Origin of the sequence: Streptomyces actuosus (assembly GCF_016921115.1) — a bacterium.
GTDB lineage: Bacteria > Actinomycetota > Actinomycetes > Streptomycetales > Streptomycetaceae > Streptomyces > Streptomyces actuosus_A.
Genome location: NZ_JAFFZS010000008.1, coordinates 148,006 through 164,106 on the forward strand (window position 1 = coordinate 148,006; position 16,101 = coordinate 164,106).

General features: G+C 72.3%; 13 protein-coding genes and 1 tRNA gene. 7 read left to right on the plus strand and 7 right to left on the minus strand.

Annotation, left to right across the window (positions count from 1 at the left end; translation table 11 throughout):
• Positions 1-87 precede the first annotated feature (87 nt).
• Entirely contained in the window at positions 88-1,494 is a 1,407-nt protein-coding gene (locus tag JS756_RS13235) for a M1 family metallopeptidase (protein WP_205383266.1), read from the minus strand.
• A 37-nt stretch (positions 1,495-1,531) separates the two neighbouring features.
• Here JS756_RS13235 and JS756_RS13240 point away from each other — a divergent pair, with 37 nt between their 5' ends.
• Entirely contained in the window at positions 1,532-2,032 is a 501-nt protein-coding gene (locus tag JS756_RS13240; RefSeq protein ID WP_205383267.1) for a hypothetical protein, read from the plus strand.
• Between the two features lie 223 nt (positions 2,033-2,255).
• Here JS756_RS13240 and JS756_RS13245 read toward each other — a convergent pair whose 3' ends face one another.
• A complete protein-coding gene (locus tag JS756_RS13245) occupies positions 2,256-2,930 on the minus strand; it encodes a pentapeptide repeat-containing protein (protein ID WP_205383268.1) in 675 nt (224 codons plus the stop codon).
• 334 nt (positions 2,931-3,264) lie between these two features.
• Between JS756_RS13245 and JS756_RS13250 the strand changes: the two genes are divergently transcribed.
• Positions 3,265-4,443 (plus strand): NAD(P)-binding protein, encoded by a 1,179-nt coding sequence (locus JS756_RS13250; protein WP_205383269.1) that lies wholly within the window; start codon positions 3,265-3,267, stop codon positions 4,441-4,443.
• Positions 4,444-4,522: 79 nt separating this feature from the next.
• On the opposite strand, the gene JS756_RS13255 is transcribed toward JS756_RS13250, so the two are convergent.
• On the minus strand, positions 4,523-5,920 hold the full coding sequence (locus JS756_RS13255; protein WP_205383270.1) for an NAD(P)/FAD-dependent oxidoreductase: 1,398 nt from the start codon (positions 5,918-5,920) through the stop codon (positions 4,523-4,525).
• Entirely contained in the window at positions 5,917-6,597 is a 681-nt protein-coding gene (locus tag JS756_RS13260) for a rhomboid-like protein (protein ID WP_205383271.1), read from the minus strand. The genes JS756_RS13255 and JS756_RS13260 overlap by 4 nt, the downstream gene beginning before the upstream one ends.
• Before the next feature lie 126 nt (positions 6,598-6,723).
• Between JS756_RS13260 and JS756_RS13265 the strand changes: the two genes are divergently transcribed.
• Entirely contained in the window at positions 6,724-6,963 is a 240-nt protein-coding gene (locus JS756_RS13265; protein WP_205383272.1) for a hypothetical protein, read from the plus strand.
• 395 nt (positions 6,964-7,358) lie between these two features.
• On the plus strand, positions 7,359-7,655 hold the full coding sequence (locus tag JS756_RS13270) for a DUF3303 family protein (protein WP_205383273.1): 297 nt from the start codon (positions 7,359-7,361) through the stop codon (positions 7,653-7,655).
• 236 nt (positions 7,656-7,891) lie between these two features.
• On the opposite strand, the gene JS756_RS13275 is transcribed toward JS756_RS13270, so the two are convergent.
• Positions 7,892-10,123: an FG-GAP-like repeat-containing protein gene (locus JS756_RS13275; RefSeq protein WP_205383274.1), complete on the minus strand. Its 2,232-nt coding sequence runs from the start codon at positions 10,121-10,123 to the stop codon at positions 7,892-7,894.
• Between the two features lie 772 nt (positions 10,124-10,895).
• Positions 10,896-10,969, minus strand: a tRNA-Thr gene (locus JS756_RS13280).
• A 218-nt stretch (positions 10,970-11,187) separates the two neighbouring features.
• Here JS756_RS13280 and JS756_RS13285 point away from each other — a divergent pair.
• The 3 genes from JS756_RS13285 to JS756_RS13295 all read left to right on the plus strand — a co-directional run bounded on the left by JS756_RS13285 (position 11,188) and on the right by JS756_RS13295 (position 13,790).
• Positions 11,188-12,276, plus strand: coding sequence for an ABC transporter ATP-binding protein (locus tag JS756_RS13285; protein WP_205383275.1), 1,089 nt, complete (start codon positions 11,188-11,190; stop codon positions 12,274-12,276).
• 216 nt (positions 12,277-12,492) lie between these two features.
• Entirely contained in the window at positions 12,493-12,951 is a 459-nt protein-coding gene (locus JS756_RS13290) for a hypothetical protein (protein ID WP_205383276.1), read from the plus strand.
• 107 nt (positions 12,952-13,058) lie between these two features.
• The gene (locus JS756_RS13295; protein WP_205383277.1) at positions 13,059-13,790 is read left to right on the plus strand and encodes a nucleotidyltransferase family protein; all 732 of its coding nucleotides are present in this window, start codon (positions 13,059-13,061) and stop codon (positions 13,788-13,790) included.
• 551 nt (positions 13,791-14,341) lie between these two features.
• On the opposite strand, the gene JS756_RS13300 is transcribed toward JS756_RS13295, so the two are convergent.
• Complete coding sequence (locus JS756_RS13300) at positions 14,342-15,985, minus strand: DoxX family membrane protein (protein ID WP_205383278.1); 1,644 nt, start codon at positions 15,983-15,985, stop codon at positions 14,342-14,344.
• Positions 15,986-16,101: the final 116 nt, after the last annotated feature.

Here is a 16,101-nt window from a genome sequence, read left to right on the forward strand (position 1 = left end):
CGGACGTCGCCTGCCGCGACACCAGTGCCGCGACCGGACTCCGGCCGGCGGGCCCGCCCCCGCCGTGAGGCCGCGCCGGGCCGCCCGTCACGGGCGGCCCGGCTTTCCGTCGCCGTACAGCCAGGCCTCCCAGATTCCGTCGAAGTCCTCGTCGGGCGCCTGCCGCTCCACGAACGCGGTGAAGTCGTCCGTGTCCGCGTTGCCGTGCCGGTGCGCGGCGGCCCAGCCCTGGACCATGTCGTAGAAGGCGTCGTCGCCGACGGTCTGCCGGATCCGGTGCAGGACCATCGCGCCGCGCTGGTAGACCGGGGAGTCGGAGATCTCCGCGGCACTGCTCGGCTCGCCGGGCGGGAAGTCCCACAGGTCCTCGTACTCGTCCTCCCCGTGGTCGTAGAGCTCCTCGAAGGTCTCCTGGGCGGTGTCGCCGCCGTGGTCCTCGAACCACAGCCACTCCGCGTACGTCGCGAAGGACTCGTTGAGCCACATGTCCCGCCAGCTCTTCGGCGTGACCGAGTCGCCGAACCACTGGTGGGCCAGTTCGTGCACGAGGGTGCGGAGGTCGGTCGGGCCGGGGAACACGGGCCGGTTCTGGGTCTCCAGGGCATAGCCGGCGTCGTCCTCGCGGTCGACGATCACGCCGGTGGAGGAGAACGGGTACGGGCCGAAGTTCAGCTCCAGCCAGTCCATGATCTCGGGCAGCCGCCCCAGCACCGCCTTGCTGTCGGCCGCGCTGACCGGGTCCACCGCGATGTACGCCGGCAGCCGCCGCTCGCCCACGGTGGGCCGGGAGACTTCGAAGCGGCCGATGGCGAGCGTGGTGACGTAGCTCGCCATCGGCTCGGCGGTGTGCCACTCGAAGGTCCTCGTCCCGTCGTGGCTCTTCACGCCGCGCAACTCCCCGTTGGAGACGGCCGTCAGCTCCTTCGGAACGGTGACGGAGATGTCGTACGAGGCCTTGTCCGAAGGATGGTGGTTGCCCGGGTACCACGTCATGGACCCCGTGGGCTCCCCCAGCGCCAGCGCGCCGTCGGCGGTGCGCAGCCAGCCCTCCTGCGAGCCGTCGGGGTCGGTCAGGGTGAGCGGCGTGCCCGCGTAGCGGACCGTGACCCGGAAGGTCTCCCCCCGGTCGAGGTCGCGGCGGGGGCGGACGGTCAGTTCCTGCCCGGCGCGGCTGAAGCGTGCCGGGCTGCCCTCCACGGTGACCGCCTCCACCGTGAGGCCCTTCAGGTCCAGGTCGAACGCGGAGAGGTCCTCGGCCGCCTTCGCCGTGATCTCCGCGGTCCCGGTCAGGTGGTGGCGGGCGGGGTCGTAGGTGAGGCCGAGGTTGTAGTGGCCGACGTCGTAGCCGCCGTTGCCCGCCTTCGGGAAGTACGGGTCGCGCACCCCCGCGCCGCCCGGGGTGCCGTGCACTCCACCACCACCCGGCGCGCCCGTGCACGAGGCCAGGGCGAGGACGAGCAGGGCGGCGGGGACAACGGGCGCGAATCGGGACACGCCTCAGATCCTATGCGGGCATGACACCATCACCTGCGTGCTCGACATCGGCTACGCCCTCTCCACCCGCTTCCCGGACCCGCCCCAGACCGACTACCGGCGCGCGGACGTCCACGCCCTGCGCCACGACCTGTTCTGCGGCGACGTCTACCTCGCCGACACCAAGGCCGACCGCGAACTGTCCACATCCTGGGGATGGGTGCCCGTGCTGGACTTCGCCTGGGCCCTCTGCGACATCGTGGAACGCATCGACCGGGACCCGGCGGGCTCCCGCGCCTCCCGCCCCCAGCGCGCGGAACTGGACTTCACCGAGTCCACCGACCGCCTGCTCTTCGAGCGCCGCTTCGGCTGGGTCGACATCGAGTCCGACTGGATGCCGGCCGAGGAACCCCCACTGACCTTCTCCCACACCGAACTGCGCCGTGAGGCACGCGACTTCCTCCACGACCTGGTCGCCGACCTGTGCGATCTGCACGAGGAGCTCGCGGACAACCCGGCGATCTGGACCCTCCAGGCCAGGTTCCCCCGGCTGCCCTGACGGGCATGGACCTGCGGGCCGCCGCGCCGACGGCCGCCCCGCCCGGCACCGGCATCCGCACATCACGGCCCACAGCCCACGGCCCCCGGGTGACCGCGCCCGGATCGGGGGACCCGCGCCGGGGCGGGCCCGCAAAAGGCGCTCCGCAGCCCCGGCCCCGACCGGCCCGGGCCCTTTGCGTCCTCCTCCCGGCAGGCGCCGCCCGCGCCCGTCGCCCGTCCCCTCAGTCCTCCACCCCGATGCCCAGTTGCACCGCCAGCACCGGGGCCAGGTCCAGCAGTTGAGCCGTGCTGATCACGGCACCCGCCAGTCGGTCCACACCCCGGACGATCTCCAGCGGCGCGGCGGCCCGCAGATCCACGTCCGTCAGGGTCGCCTCCCCGAAGTCCGCGCCCTTCACCGCGCAGTCGACGAACGCCACCCGCTCCATGCGAGCCCCCGCGAAATCGGGTTCCACCAGCACGCAGGACTCGAAGACGACGTCTCTCAGACTCGCCGTGCGCAGATTGAGGAAGTCGATCTTGCCGCCCCGCACCAGCACCCGCTCCAGCACGGCACCGTGCATCTGCGTCCCACCCAACCGGGCGTCGACGACCTCCACGTCCCGCAGCGTCGACTCGGCGAGATCCGTCCCCACCCCCCGCACGCCGGTCAGCACCGAGTCCAGGAGGCGGGCGCGCCGCAACCGGGTCTCGTCCAGGGCGCACCCGGCGAGCCGGCAGTCCATGAACCGGGCCCCCGCACCGTCCTGTCCGCCCAGATCGACGTCCCCGAACTCCAGTCCGTCGTAATCCCCGTCGGGGGCCAGCCCGCCCCCGCCGTACTGCTGCAACTCCGGCAGCCGCACCTCCGGCCGCCGAGCCGCCTTCACACCTCTGCCGTTCCTCGCACGCGCCATGCCCCCATGCTGCACCCCGCCGCTGACAAGTGCTCCGACCTGCACAGACGCCGAGGCTGTCACATTTCGGCCCGCAGAGGTGTCGTACGTACGCGGGACCCGCGGCCGAGGGCCCACCGGGACACCACCGCGACCCGCACGGCACCGGACCGAACGCACCACCGGACGACACGGACGAAACGCAGAAGGCGCAGGGACAGCGAGGCGCGAGGCAGCAGAGGGACGCACGCAGCACGGGCGGGCCGCACAGCGCGGGTGGCCGCCCGCACGGCAGAGGCACCACAGGCCCGCAGACCGCCCAGAGGGCTCGGACAGCAGAAGGAGATCGCCGGACATGCACCGCATCACCGTCATCGGAGGCGGCTTCGCCGGACTCACCGCGGCCATCTCCGCCGCGGAAGCCGGCGCCGAGGTCACGATCCACGAGGCGCACCACACCCTCGGTGGCCGGGCACGCACCGCCGAGGGACCGTACCGGACCAACGAGGGCCCGCACGCCCTCTACAGCGGCGGCCCGCACTGGGCCTGGTTGCGCCGGCGCGGCCTCATCGGTCCCCTCGCCGCGCTCCCGCCGAGGGAAGCCGCCCGGCTCCGCCTGCACCACAAGGGCGCCCTGCGCCGCACTCCGCCGTTCGCCATGCTCAAGCTGCTGCGCCCCGGCCTGGGCCCGGCCCCCGTCGACACCGACTTCCTCACCTGGGCCACCGGCATCGCCGGCGAGGAGGGCGCCCGCGCCGCAGCCCACTACTCGGCCGTCGCGCTCTTCCACCACGATCCCGGCGCCCTGTCGGCCGCCTTCGTCCAGGAGCGCCTGCGCCGGGCCGTCAAACTGCCGCCCGAGGCGCAGTACCCGCGCGGCGGCTGGGCCACCGTCATCGACCGGATGGCGGCCCGTGCCTGGAACCTCGGCGTGCGGATGGAGACCCTCTCCCGCGTCGACACGCTGCCCACCGACACGCCCGTCATCGTCGCCACCTCGCTCGGCGCCGCGCGGCGCCTGCTCGGCGACGACTCCCTGACCTGGACCGGCGGGCGCACCGCCCTGATCGACCTGGCGCTGCGCACCCGGCGCGGCGACGCCTTCGCCGTCTCCGATCTCGACGCCCCGGGCTGGCTGGAGCGTTTCACCGCGCAGGACCGCACCCTCGCCCCGGCCGGCGAGCAACTCGTCCAGGGCCAGATCCCCCTCGCCCCGCACGAGTCGCGCGCCGACGGCGTCGCGCCCGCCGAACACCTCCTCGACCTGGCCTTCCCCGACTGGCGCGACCGCGTCACCTGGCGGCGCGAGGCCACGGCGAACGGCCGCACCGGCGCCGTCGACCTGCCCGGCACCAGTTGGCGCGACCGCCCCGCCATCGACCGCGGCGACGGAGTCCACCTCGCGGGCGACCAGGTCGCCGCCCCCGGTGTCCTGGCCGAGGTCTCCTTCAACAGCGCTCTGACCGCCGTGTCCCTCGCCCTCGGCCGCCACGCCGCAGGCCACCGGGGCACCTGGAGCCGCAAGGGGGCGTGAGACCGGCGGGGACCGGGCCGGCCCCGAGCCGTGCCCCGGCCCCGCCCGGGGAGGAACCCGGCGCGCGGGTCCGCCTCGCTCAGTGCCGTCCGGCCACCCGGTCCGCCAGCCGGGCCAGCCGGGACGGTGCCGTGCTGCGCGAGGCCCGCTCGCGGCGGTCGGCCGACCGGTAGGTGGCGTACATGCCGTGCACGCCCAGCCAGCGCAGCGGCTCCGGCTCCCACTTGCGGACCTTGTGGCCGACCCAGGGGAGATCGGTCAGCTCCGTGCGGCCCGACCGGCCGGCATCCGACCGGACGAGATCACGCAGCGTGCGACCGGCCAGGTTGGCCGTGGCGACACCCGAACCGACATAGCCGCCCGCCCAGCCGAGGCCCGTGGCACGGTCCAGCGTCACGGTGGCGCACCAGTCCCGCGGCACACCCAGCACCCCCGACCAGGCGTGCTCGACCCGCACGCCCGCCAGCGTCGGGAAGAAGTCGACCAGGATGCCGCGCAGGGCCTCCACGGTGGCCGGCCCGGTGCTCCCGTCGTTGTCGGTGCGGGAGCCGAAGCGGTACGGCATGCCCCGTCCGCCGAGCGCGATCCGACCGTCGGCGGTGCGCTGCGCGTACATGTAGGCGTGCGCCATGTCCCCGAGCGTCTCGCACCCCGCCCAGCCGATCCGCTCCCACTGGGCCTCGGTGAGGGGCTCGGTGGCGATCATCGAGGAGTTCATCGGCAGCCACGTCCGCCGCTGGCCCTTCAACGACGCCGTGAAGCCCTCCGTGCAACGCAGCACGTACGGTGCCCGCACGGTGCCGTACGGGGTGACCGCCTGCCCCGGCCGCACCTCCGTCACGGGTGTCGACTCATGGACCGTCACCCCCAGCGCCTCGACGGCCGCGGCGAGGCCCTTGACCAGTCTCACCGGATGCACACGCGCCCCGTGCGGGGTCCACGCCGATCCGACCGCGTCGGCGATCCGGATCCGCTCGGCGGTCTCCCGGGCCCCGAACAGCAGGCGGTCCGTCTCCCCGTAGGACAGCTCGTGCTCGTGGAAAGCCCTCAGCCGGGCCAGTTGCGCCGGCGTACGGGCCACCTCCAGAACGCCCCCGCGGTGGACGGCGGCGTCGATGCCCTCCTCCTCGGCGACGCGGACGACCTCCGCGACGGTGTCGTTCATGGCCTTCTGGAGCCGCACCGCGGCGTCGTGGCCGTACCTCTCGGCGTACCGGTCCCGGCCCGCGATGCCGTTGTAGAGCCAGCCGCCGTTGCGGCCGGAGGCGCCGTAGCCGCAGAACCTCTGCTCCAGGACGACGACGCGCAGGGAGGGGTCGCCCTTCTTCAGGTAGTACGCGGTCCACAGTCCCGTGTAGCCGCCGCCCACGATCACCACGTCGGCCGTCGCGTCACCCGGCAGTGGATCCCGCGCGAGCGGAAGGCCGTCGTCCGCATACCAGAAGGAGATGCCGCCGTTCACGACAGTGCTGGTCATGGCCGGGACGGTAACCCGCGCCGCCCTTCGCTGTCTCCTTCGGATTTCGTGGACTTTCGGCGCCCCGGCACCAGAGGCAGGCACGCCAGCCCGATCAGCACGGAGACGAAATGCCCGAGATCGGTGAAGGTCGGCCGGTGCACCAGGGGAGCCCCGTACACGAGGAGCACGCCCGGCAGACAGCCGTACCGCCAGGGCGCCGGAAGGCGGTACGTCAGCACCCCCACGACACCCGCCAGCGCGTAACTGACCCCGACGTCCATCGTGTCGACCGCCGTGGACGGCACGAGCCCGGCCCGGATCGCGATCAGCAGCGCCCCTTCACTGATCAGCGTCGCCAGCACGTGCGCCGCCGCGCAGACGGCGAGCCACCGCAGCGTGCCGAGCCAGCGCTCCGCCTGCGCGTGGAAGACGCTGTACAGCACGGCGTACGGCAGCCAGCGTCCGCCCGCGATCCACATCGCGCTCGCGACCAGCACCCGCACCGGGTTGCTCGCCAACTCCCGGAGGTTCGTCGACCGCGCCCGCAGGAACTCCCGCTCGAACTCGGGGGACATGTGGTGCAGCGCCACCGTCGTCACGAACAGGATCCCGAGCCACACATAGGTTCCGGGCGCACTGCGGACGTACGCCCACACCCCCGCCGCCGCCCTGCGCAGCACCCGGTTGATTCGCATGGCGAGATTCACCCACGCCGCGCTCCCCCGCCCGGTGACCGACATCGGCCTTCGCCCTCGGGGGCATGCGGGCGTACGCGCGCCGTCGGGCTGCGCCTTCCCCTGTCCTTGATCGTTGCACCGGGCATGCGAAAGATCATCACGACTGCCGCGCTGGCCCTGGCCGCGGTGGCCCTGGCCGCACCTGCCCAGGCCGACGACGACAGCAACTTCGGTCCGGGCGTCAACGCCGCGAACAACTGGAACTTCACGGCAGCGGCCGTCTGCTTCCAGGAACTGGCCGCGGTACCCGCCGCGTCCGGCTGGGCCGGCGACCACGTGAACAACTGCGTGAACGGCAACGTCGTCGACCACGCAGCCCGCTGAGCCGGACAGCCCCCTCGGCCCACCGGGCTCCCCGGCTCCTGTCCCCGCATGTTCCGCCCGGCCCCTCCGGTCGGCCGTCCGTCCCGAAGCCCCCCGCCCCCGCCCCCCCGTCCAGGGGGGCTTCTGTCAGGAGGCCGAAGCGACATCGGCTCGCGGCCGTGGACGGCGCAGGCCCTCGGCGTCGGCCCCCGTCGGGACCGCCGCGACCGAAGTCCGCGACGGCTGCCGGTCCGCCGAATGGGAGCCGTCGCCCCGATCGGCGGCCACGGCGGCACGGACGGAGGACGAGAGGTTGCCGGGCCGATCACCCGAGGAGAGCCTGAGGAGGACGTCCCCCTGTCCCAGCGAGCGCGCACCAGGCCGCGCCGGCAGCGGCGGGCGGAAGGAGGAGTGCGATGAGGGTCATGCTGAGAGCGCATCTGGACACCCAGGTCACGAACGATGCGCTCAGGAGCGGCGCGCTGCTGAAGGTCATGGAGTCGACGATGGAACGGGTCAAGCCCGAGGCGGCCTACTTCGGCCCCAGCGAGGGCGGACGGTCCTGCACGTTCGTCTTCGACATGCAGGACAGTTCGATCCTGCCCAGCATCGCGGAGCCGCTCTTCGAAGAACTCGGCGCGAAGATCGAGATCCAGCCGGTGATGAACCGCGAGGACATGCAGAAGGGTCTCGCCGCGCTGCAGCACGGCTGACCTCTTCGGCCGCCCGCCACGCTCGGCCGGTTCGCCGACCCGACGCCGTGATGCGCGTCGGGGCCCGGCTCTCCCGTCCTCGCGCGTCCCCCGCCTCCGCACCGGCCGTCGCCCGACCGGCCCACAGGCCGGTGCCGGCCATGGAACTCACGCGCCGGCCGGCCCGTCGGCCGGTCCGCGCGGGGACGGTCGCGGGACCAGTTTCCGGGCGATGCCGTTGCGCTGCGACGCGGTTGCTAGGCGATGTGATCGAACTCGGTGCCTTCGCCCATGTACAGAGAAGTCGGCCACCGGCTGAACGGGGCCGTCCAGTCGCCCGTGGCCCGGTAGACGTACGTGCCGTTCGGGCCGTAGGCGATCAGGTCGGGGCGGCCGTCGGCGGTGACGTCGCCGGCGCCGACGAGGTGGGTGAAGGCGTTCCAGCCGCCGCCGATCCTGGTGCGGGAGGCGAAGGTGCCGTCCCCCTTGCCCAGGTACAGCCACAGGACACCGTCCTTGTCACGAGCGACCAGGTCACCCGCCGGGGCGCCGGCGATGTCCCCGGTGGCGACGATCCGGTCGTAGATGCTCCAGCCCCAGCCCGTCTTCACGCGCGACGCATAGGGGGACCGCCAGTCGCCGGTGCCCCGGTAGAGGTAGAGGTCGCCGACCTTGTCGACGGCGACGAGGTCGGCCCGGCCGTCACCGTCAAAGTCGCTGCCTGCGGTGATCTGGGTGTAGACGTTCCAGCCGCCGCCGATCCTGGTGCGGGAGGCGAAGGTGCCGTCCCCCTTGCCCAGGTACAGCCACAGGACACCGTCCTTGTCACGAGCGACCAGGTCACCCGCCGGGGCGCCCCCGAGGTCGCCCGCGGCCTCGATCCGGTTGTAGACCTGCCAACCGCCGCCGACCTTCGTCCGCCCGGCGGTGTCGATCCGGCTGTTCGACGGCCAGTCGAGGAGGTCGTCCCGCCACAGCACCCCGGAGGCGTCGCGTGCGAGGACGTCCGTGGATCCGTTGTCGTTGAAGTCGTGCGCATTGGCCTCGCGCGAGACCTGGAAACTCCCCGAGGCGGCCGCTGGGCCGCCGACGCCGTCGGTCGGGGTGGCGGTGATCTGCCAGGTGTAGGCACCGTTCGGGGAGCTGGCGCCGTCCAGGAGGCCGTCCCAGACGAAGGCGAAGCGACTGTCGGCGACCGGCTGGGACAGGTGTCGGGTGAGCGTCCGGCCGGTGGCCGGGTACGTGAGCGTGAGGTCCGCGGTGGCGTTCGCACGGGAGAGCGTCCACTCCAGCGGAACCATGGTGCCCGGCTCCTCCAGGCTCACTGCGGTGGGGACGTTCGACGCAGTCACCTGAACCGCCAGGGCCCGCCCGGTGTCCGCCACAGGCGTGGCGGCCGGGAGGCCGTCGGCGCCCTCCCAGATCCGGAACAGCCCGTCGGTCTCGGCCGTGGCCCCACGTACGAGCAGGCTGCCGTCCGCTGCGTGGGCCGCGCTGGAGAAGTGCTCCAGCAGCTTGTACGGCGCGGCGGTCGAGTCGGTGATGCTCCTCGCGTACAGCGGGCTGAGCGTCTCGCCGTCCGCCTTGCCCGGGACCCCGTAGAGCAGGGTGTCCCGGCTGATGCCGACGATGACAGCGCCACTCATGGAGCTGTCCATGGCGTACTTGCCGTGGACGTAGGTCCCGTCCACGACTAGTTCGGTGACCCCGGACCGGTACTGGACGTCGGCCACGTAGTCGGCGGTGAGGGCGCCCGTCGAGGCCTGGGTCCACGAGGCGATGTTCCTCCTGCTGCCCCCCTCGATCGCCTGGCCGCTGTCGACGGTCGTGAGCGTTCTCCAGTACTCGGTCCGGAAGGTCGCCGAGTTGGGGAACACCCGGTCGCTACTCAGGACGAGCAGGGCACCACTCCTGGACGCGAGGACCTTGAAGTCGATGCTGTAGGGGTTGGACGAGCGCTTCACCTTCTCGGTGACCCCGTCCACCCGGCTCAGCTGCCACAGCTCGTGGTAGTCCGCGGTGGTCGGAACACTCACGAAGAGGTTCTCGCCGACCACGCCGACGAGCCTCGCTCCGGGCGTGAACTCGGACCCGAGGTCGAAGGACACAGTTGCGGCGGCTCCCGCCGTCATGTCCCGCAGAGAGACTGTGTCACCCCCGTCGCCGGTCACGACGATGTCGGAGGCGCTGTCGTAGCCCACGGTCCCGGTGACGGGCAGCACAGAGCCGTCGGCGTGCCTGTGCCATTCCAGGACCGTGTCGCCGGCGTCGTCCTTCCTGGAGGTGAGGTAGCCCGTGTCGCCGGTGCTGACGATCTCGGCACCGAGGGGAAGATTCGCCCCGGCGGTGGTAGCCGCAGTAGCCGTGGCCACGGTGGCTGAAGCAGCCGTGGCCACGGGCGAGGCCAGGAAGCCCGCACCGACCGTCACAGCGAGGGCTGCGGATATTGAGGCACCGAGACGGTGTCGGGTGGTGCGCGTGGAAGCCAAGGGAGCCCCTCATGTTGTGCAGAGCGGTACGCACACGGCCGCGCACCGCTCAGACAGACTCACGACGAGCGGCTTTAGTTGCACGAGATTGGCTCGTTCCTTGCGTTCGACGTCGCCGTACGCAACGGAAGAGGATCGCGCCGGGCGTCGTCCGACGACCGGAGTCGCCGGGTGGACCCGGAGCCCTGCCCTGCTCCAACTTGGAGGGATTCCGGCCATGTCGACGCGTCCGGATGTCAAAGGCCACTCGGAAGAGCTGCCGGGTGGCCTTTGCCTTGAGCCCCCTGTCGGATGCGAACCGACGACCCTCGCTCCACCACTTCGGTCCGCGGTCGCCCCTGACGATCTGGTCAGCCGGTCCGGCGGTCGCGCGGGGCGCCACTGTGTCCCGCCGTCCCGGCCCGTCGGTGTCGGCGTCGGATGCCAGCGGAACAGCTCCGGCACCGGGCAGACCTCCAACGGTTCCTCTGGCCGGTCCACAGTCTCCACCACGCGTGCTGCTCGCCGCACCACCACCCGGCCTGGCAGGTTCGTCGGCCGTCGTCCTCCCGCCCGCCTGTCCCGGGGCGGGCTGGAGACTTGTCCGGGACCCGAGCGACGATCGGGCTTCGTTGCTGGCCAAGCGATGACCTGTCAGCGCCGGCCGCAGCAGGTACACGCTTTCCAACCCTGCCGCCGGTTGTTTCGGTACGGCACCCACGGTCCCGGCATCGGGCACTACAGTGTGAAGCGCCTCTCAAGGGAGAAACCCAGGTCAGCAGGGTGATCGAAGAGCCCCCTGTCGGATTCGAACCGACGACCTTCGCTTTACAAGAGCGGCGCTCTAACCAGCTGAGCTAAGGAGGCAGGCGCGCGGGCGGGGCCCACGCGCCTGTGCAGTGTACCCACGTCCCGAGGGGGCCCTGTCGAAAATTTCGGCGAAGTTCACAGGGCTCCAGGTGCTGACAGACCAGGTGAGCGCCAGGTACCGTCCTGATTCGGTTCACGCATGTGGACTACACCCACCACCTTCCTACAACGGATCGTCCGGCACGTTCCTGCCGGTAGAAGGGGGCCCATTCACCATGGCCACTGTCACGTTCGACAAGGCGACCCGGATCTACCCGGGTTCCGACAAGCCCGCCGTCGACGCCCTGGACATCGAGATCGCCGACGGGGAGTTCCTCGTCCTGGTCGGTCCGTCCGGCTGCGGCAAGTCCACCTCCCTCCGGATGCTCGCGGGCCTGGAGGACGTCAACGGCGGCGCCATCCGCATCGGCGACCGCGACGTCACGCACCTGCCACCGAAGGACCGGGACATCGCCATGGTGTTCCAGAACTACGCGCTCTACCCGCACATGACGGTCGCCGACAACATGGGCTTCGCGCTCAAGATCGCCGGCGTGCCGAAGGCGGAGATCCGCAAGAAGGTCGAGGAGGCCGCGAAGATCCTCGACCTGACCGAGTACCTGGACCGCAAGCCCAAGGCCCTCTCCGGCGGTCAGCGCCAGCGTGTCGCGATGGGCCGGGCGATCGTGCGCGAGCCGCAGGTGTTCCTCATGGACGAGCCGCTGTCCAACCTGGATGCCAAGCTCCGCGTCTCCACCCGCACGCAGATCGCCTCGCTCCAGCGGCGTCTCGGCATCACCACCGTCTACGTCACCCACGACCAGGTCGAGGCCATGACGATGGGCGACCGCGTGGCCGTCCTCAAGGACGGTCTGCTCCAGCAGATCGACACCCCGCGCAATATGTACGACAAGCCGGCGAACCTGTTCGTGGCCGGGTTCATCGGCTCCCCGGCGATGAACCTGGTCGAGGTGCCGATCGCCGACGGCGGTGTGAAGTTCGGCAACTCGGTGGTGCCGGTGGACCGGGACGCGCTGTCGGGGACCACGGACAAGACGGTCACCGTGGGCGTCCGCCCCGAGCACTTCGACGTCGCGGGCGCCGACTCGGACAAGGGCCTCGCCGTCACCGTGAACGTCGTCGAGGAACTGGGCGCCGACGCGTACCTGTACGGCACCGCCCACGTCGGTGGCGAGGACAAGGAGCTCGTCGTCCGCGTCAACGGCCGTGACGTGCCGGAGAAGGGCGCCACGGTGCACGTCGTGCCGCGTCCGGGCGAGTCCCACGTGTTCTCGACCTCGACGGGCGCGCGTCTGTCCGTCTGACACCGGTCGTCCGAAGACCCGGGCAATTCACCCACGTTGGCGACGAGGGCCCCGCAAGGCTTCTGCGGGGCCCTTCTCGTTGCCGACGAGTACCCCGGCATAGCAGGCATTTCGAAGGGGGCGCGTCAACCCGTTACCCCGAAATCAGCATCCCCCCATCCCCCGAACCGGTGACTGAATGTCGCTGAATCATTACCGGGCGCTACCCTCACACGCGTGAAGCACTCCATCACCCCACAGACGCGACGCGGCCACCGGGGCCCAGCCCGCCGGATCGGCCGCTCCCTCGCCCTCGTCCTGCCCGTCGTCCTGGTGCTCTCCGGAACCCTCGCCGTGACCCGGGTCAACTGGTCGAGGAGCCCCCAGGACTCGGTGCTCGCCGCAACGGACGTCTCGGTCGCGAGCGACGCCAAGAACGCCGCCCCGCGCGCCCCGCAGGACGTGCTGCGCGACCAACTGCTGACCGAGCTCCAGCAGAAGGATCCGGGCGTGGCCCTGACCCACCTCCAGCAGGCCGTCAACAGCCGCCCCTCCCTGGCGAAGCACTGCGCGTCCATCGCCCGGGCCCTGGGCCGCGCCGCGGTCCGCGTGTACGGCCCCTCCCGTGCCCAGTCGTTCGCCCGGCCGGTGTGTGACACGTCGTTCGCCTCGGGGGTTCTGGCGGCCCACCACTGACGTCCGTCCGTGCGCCCCGGACGGCCCGGGGCGGACGACGGTGACGGCAGTACGGGAAATCCGCCGGCGGCTCGGGCCCCCGGCGGGGCGCCGCGTACGCTTCGGGCATGACCGATCCGCATGCCGCGTCCCGCCCCACGCAAGCCGTGATCCTGGCCGGGGGCCAGGGCTCCCGACTGCGTCCGTACACCGACGACCGGCCCAAGCCGATGGTCGAGATCCCCGGGACGGGGACGCCGATCATCGGCCATCAGCTCGTCTGGCTGGCAGAGGAGGGCGTCACCGACGTCGTGGTCTCCTGCGGCCATCTCGCGGATGTGCTGGAGAAGTGGCTTCGGACGGCGGATCTGCCGGTGCGGGTGAAGACGGTCGTCGAGAACGAGCCGCTCGGCCGCGGCGGCGGACTGAAGTACGCGGCTGCCCATCTCCCGCACGCGGACCGGCCGTGGTACGCGACGAACGGTGACATCTGGACCCACTTCTCGCTGCGCGACATGGCGGACTTCCACACCGAACGCGATGCGGTGGCGACCCTTGCACTGGCCCGGCCGCGCATTCCCTGGGGAGCCGTGCAGACCGACGGGTTCGGACACATCACCGACTTCATCGAGGCCCCGCCGTCGACGTTCGAGATCAACGCGGGTGTCTACGTGTTCTCCCCCGAGTTCGCGGCGCTGCTGCCCGAACGCGGTGACCACGAGCGCACCACCTTCCCGCATCTGGCCCGGGAGCGGCGCCTGGCCGGGTTCCCGATCCCGCAGGGGGCGTACTGGCGGGCGATCGACACGGCGAAGGACCTGACGGAGGCGGCCAGGGAACTGGCGGCACTCGGCCGCTGACACCGTCCGGCCGCCCCCGACCCGACGCGGGCACACACCACTGGGCGGGTCCCACCTCGCGGTTCACGCTCGCCCGGATCGCGCACAGGCCCCACGGAGGCTCCCTCGGGCAGGGCCGCACGGCTGCGAGGCGCAAGGCCGCCACGGTGACGCGACGCCTCCCCCCGCAGCCACGGACCGGCCGCCGCTGACCGCGCACCGACCGATGCACGACTGGGCATGCCGAGGGCCGACCGCCGCACGGCCCTCCAGGCCACGGACCGGCCGCCCGGGACCACTCGCCCCCTGTGGGCGGCCCGCAAGCGGCCCACAGGCTTCCCCACAGGCGCCCCAGTGGCTCCGGACGCCCAGGACGCCCCGGACGCCCCAGGACGGCCTGCAGTACCGCCGCCGGGCTCCCGCGCAGTTCGCCCGACCCGGCCCCGCCTCGGCCCACGCCGTCCCGCACGCCCCACGACGAACGAGGCCCCGCTCTCGAAGAGCGGGGCCTCGTCGTGTGGGCGATGGTGTTCAGCCGGTGGGCCCGCCCATGATGCCGCCCACCGGCCGGGTTACCCCAACAGGCCGCCCACGAGGCCGGACTGGTCGGAGGAGGAGCCGGAGTCGGAGCCGCCGCTGGTGCCGCCGCCGGACGTGCCGCTGGTGGCGGTGCCGCCGGAGGTGGGGCCGGAGCTGGTGCTGGGCGCCTGTCCGGCCGGCGAGGACTGCTGCGGCGGGGCCTGGCCCGTGGTGCCCTGGGTCTGGCTGGGGGCGCCGGTGGTGGCCGCACCGGGCCCGCGGGTCGCGCCGGGCGCGGTGGCGGCGTCCGTGGTGGGGGCGGCCGAGGTGGCGCCCTGGGTGGGAGACGTGGCCGCGGTGGGCGACTGGCTCTGCCGCTGCGTGCCGGGTTCCTGCGGCAGCGGGGAGCCGGGCAGTTCGTTACGGGGGGACTCTCCGGGGCCCGGCACGACGATCCGGTCGGAGTCGCGGACCGCACCGCCGAGGAGGGACCCCAGGAGCAGCGTGAGGCCGGTGACGACGGCGGTGATCAGGGCGCCGCGACGCAGCACGTACCGGCGCAGCTCCCAGATGTCCGAGCGGGGGCCGAGCCGGCGCCAGGCGCTGGCGGCGAGGCGGCCGTCGATCGAGTACACCGGGGCGCCGGCGATGATCAGCGGCGACCAGGCGGCGAGGTAGATGATGTCGGGGGTGTCGTAGGCGGGAACGGTCTTCCAGCTGACCGTGACGAGGAGCGCGGCCGACAGCAGCGCGCCGACCACGGCGGCGACCCGCTGCCAGCAGCCCAGCACGGTCAGGACCCCGACGACGACCTGGAGGAAGGCGATGACCAGGCCGGAACCGACGGGGTGGTGCAGGGCGAACTGGCGCAGGGGCTCCGCGACTTGCCAGGGGTGCAGGGTGTTGAGCCAGGTGACCATGGAGCCGCGCTTGCCGCCGTCGAAGTAGACGGGGTCGCAGAGCTTGCCCATGCCGGCGTAGATGGAGATGAAGCCGAGGAAGACGCGCAGCGGGAGGAAGACGACGCCGAGGTTCATGCGCCGGCCCGGGAAGTAGGCGTGCCGGGCGGGGTCGTCGGCGTGACGCTTGCCGCGGGCCGGGGGCCGCGCGTCCTCGGTCTCGTCGAAGTCCTCGAACTCCGCGTCGTCGTAACCGGGTTCGTCGTAGTCGCTGCCGACGCTGCGCATGGCGGGCAGCAGTCGGGCGCCGGGCGCGTCGCCGGGGGTGCGCTGGGCGCCGACGACGGGGGTCTCGACGGTGGCGTCCAGGGCGCCGTAGCCCGGGTCGGTGCCGTCGACGCGCGGGATGACCTGGGTGGCCCCGGCTTCGGCGGGTTCGTCGTGGCCGACGCTGCCGGCCCGCACGGCCTGGAGGAGGCGGTGGGCGCCGGTGTCGTCCGGGGCGGACCTGCCGCTCCAGACGACGGGACGGCGGCCGCCGGCGGCGGGCGTCCGGCCGGCCGTGGCGCCGACGAAGGGGGTGCGGGCGGTGTCGTAGGTGGCGCTCGGGTGCCGCGCGATCCGCGGGGATCGGGTGCGCCTGGCCGACGCGCCCAGCTGCACGCGGAAGCTCGCGTGGTTCACGATGATCTGCGCCGGGTCGCTCGGCACCTTCACCATGCTCAGCGCGGGAGCGTCGTCGAATCCCGACGAGCGGTCCCCCGTGGGTGTGCGGGGTGTTCTGGTGTCCACACTCATCTAACCGAGTGACGTGTGCTTAGGACACTGCTTTGACCCGCCGGATCTGTCCGGACCCCGTCAAGGTTGTCCGGACAGACCCGAAGAGCGCGTGTGGGTGACGTCCGCGAACGCGG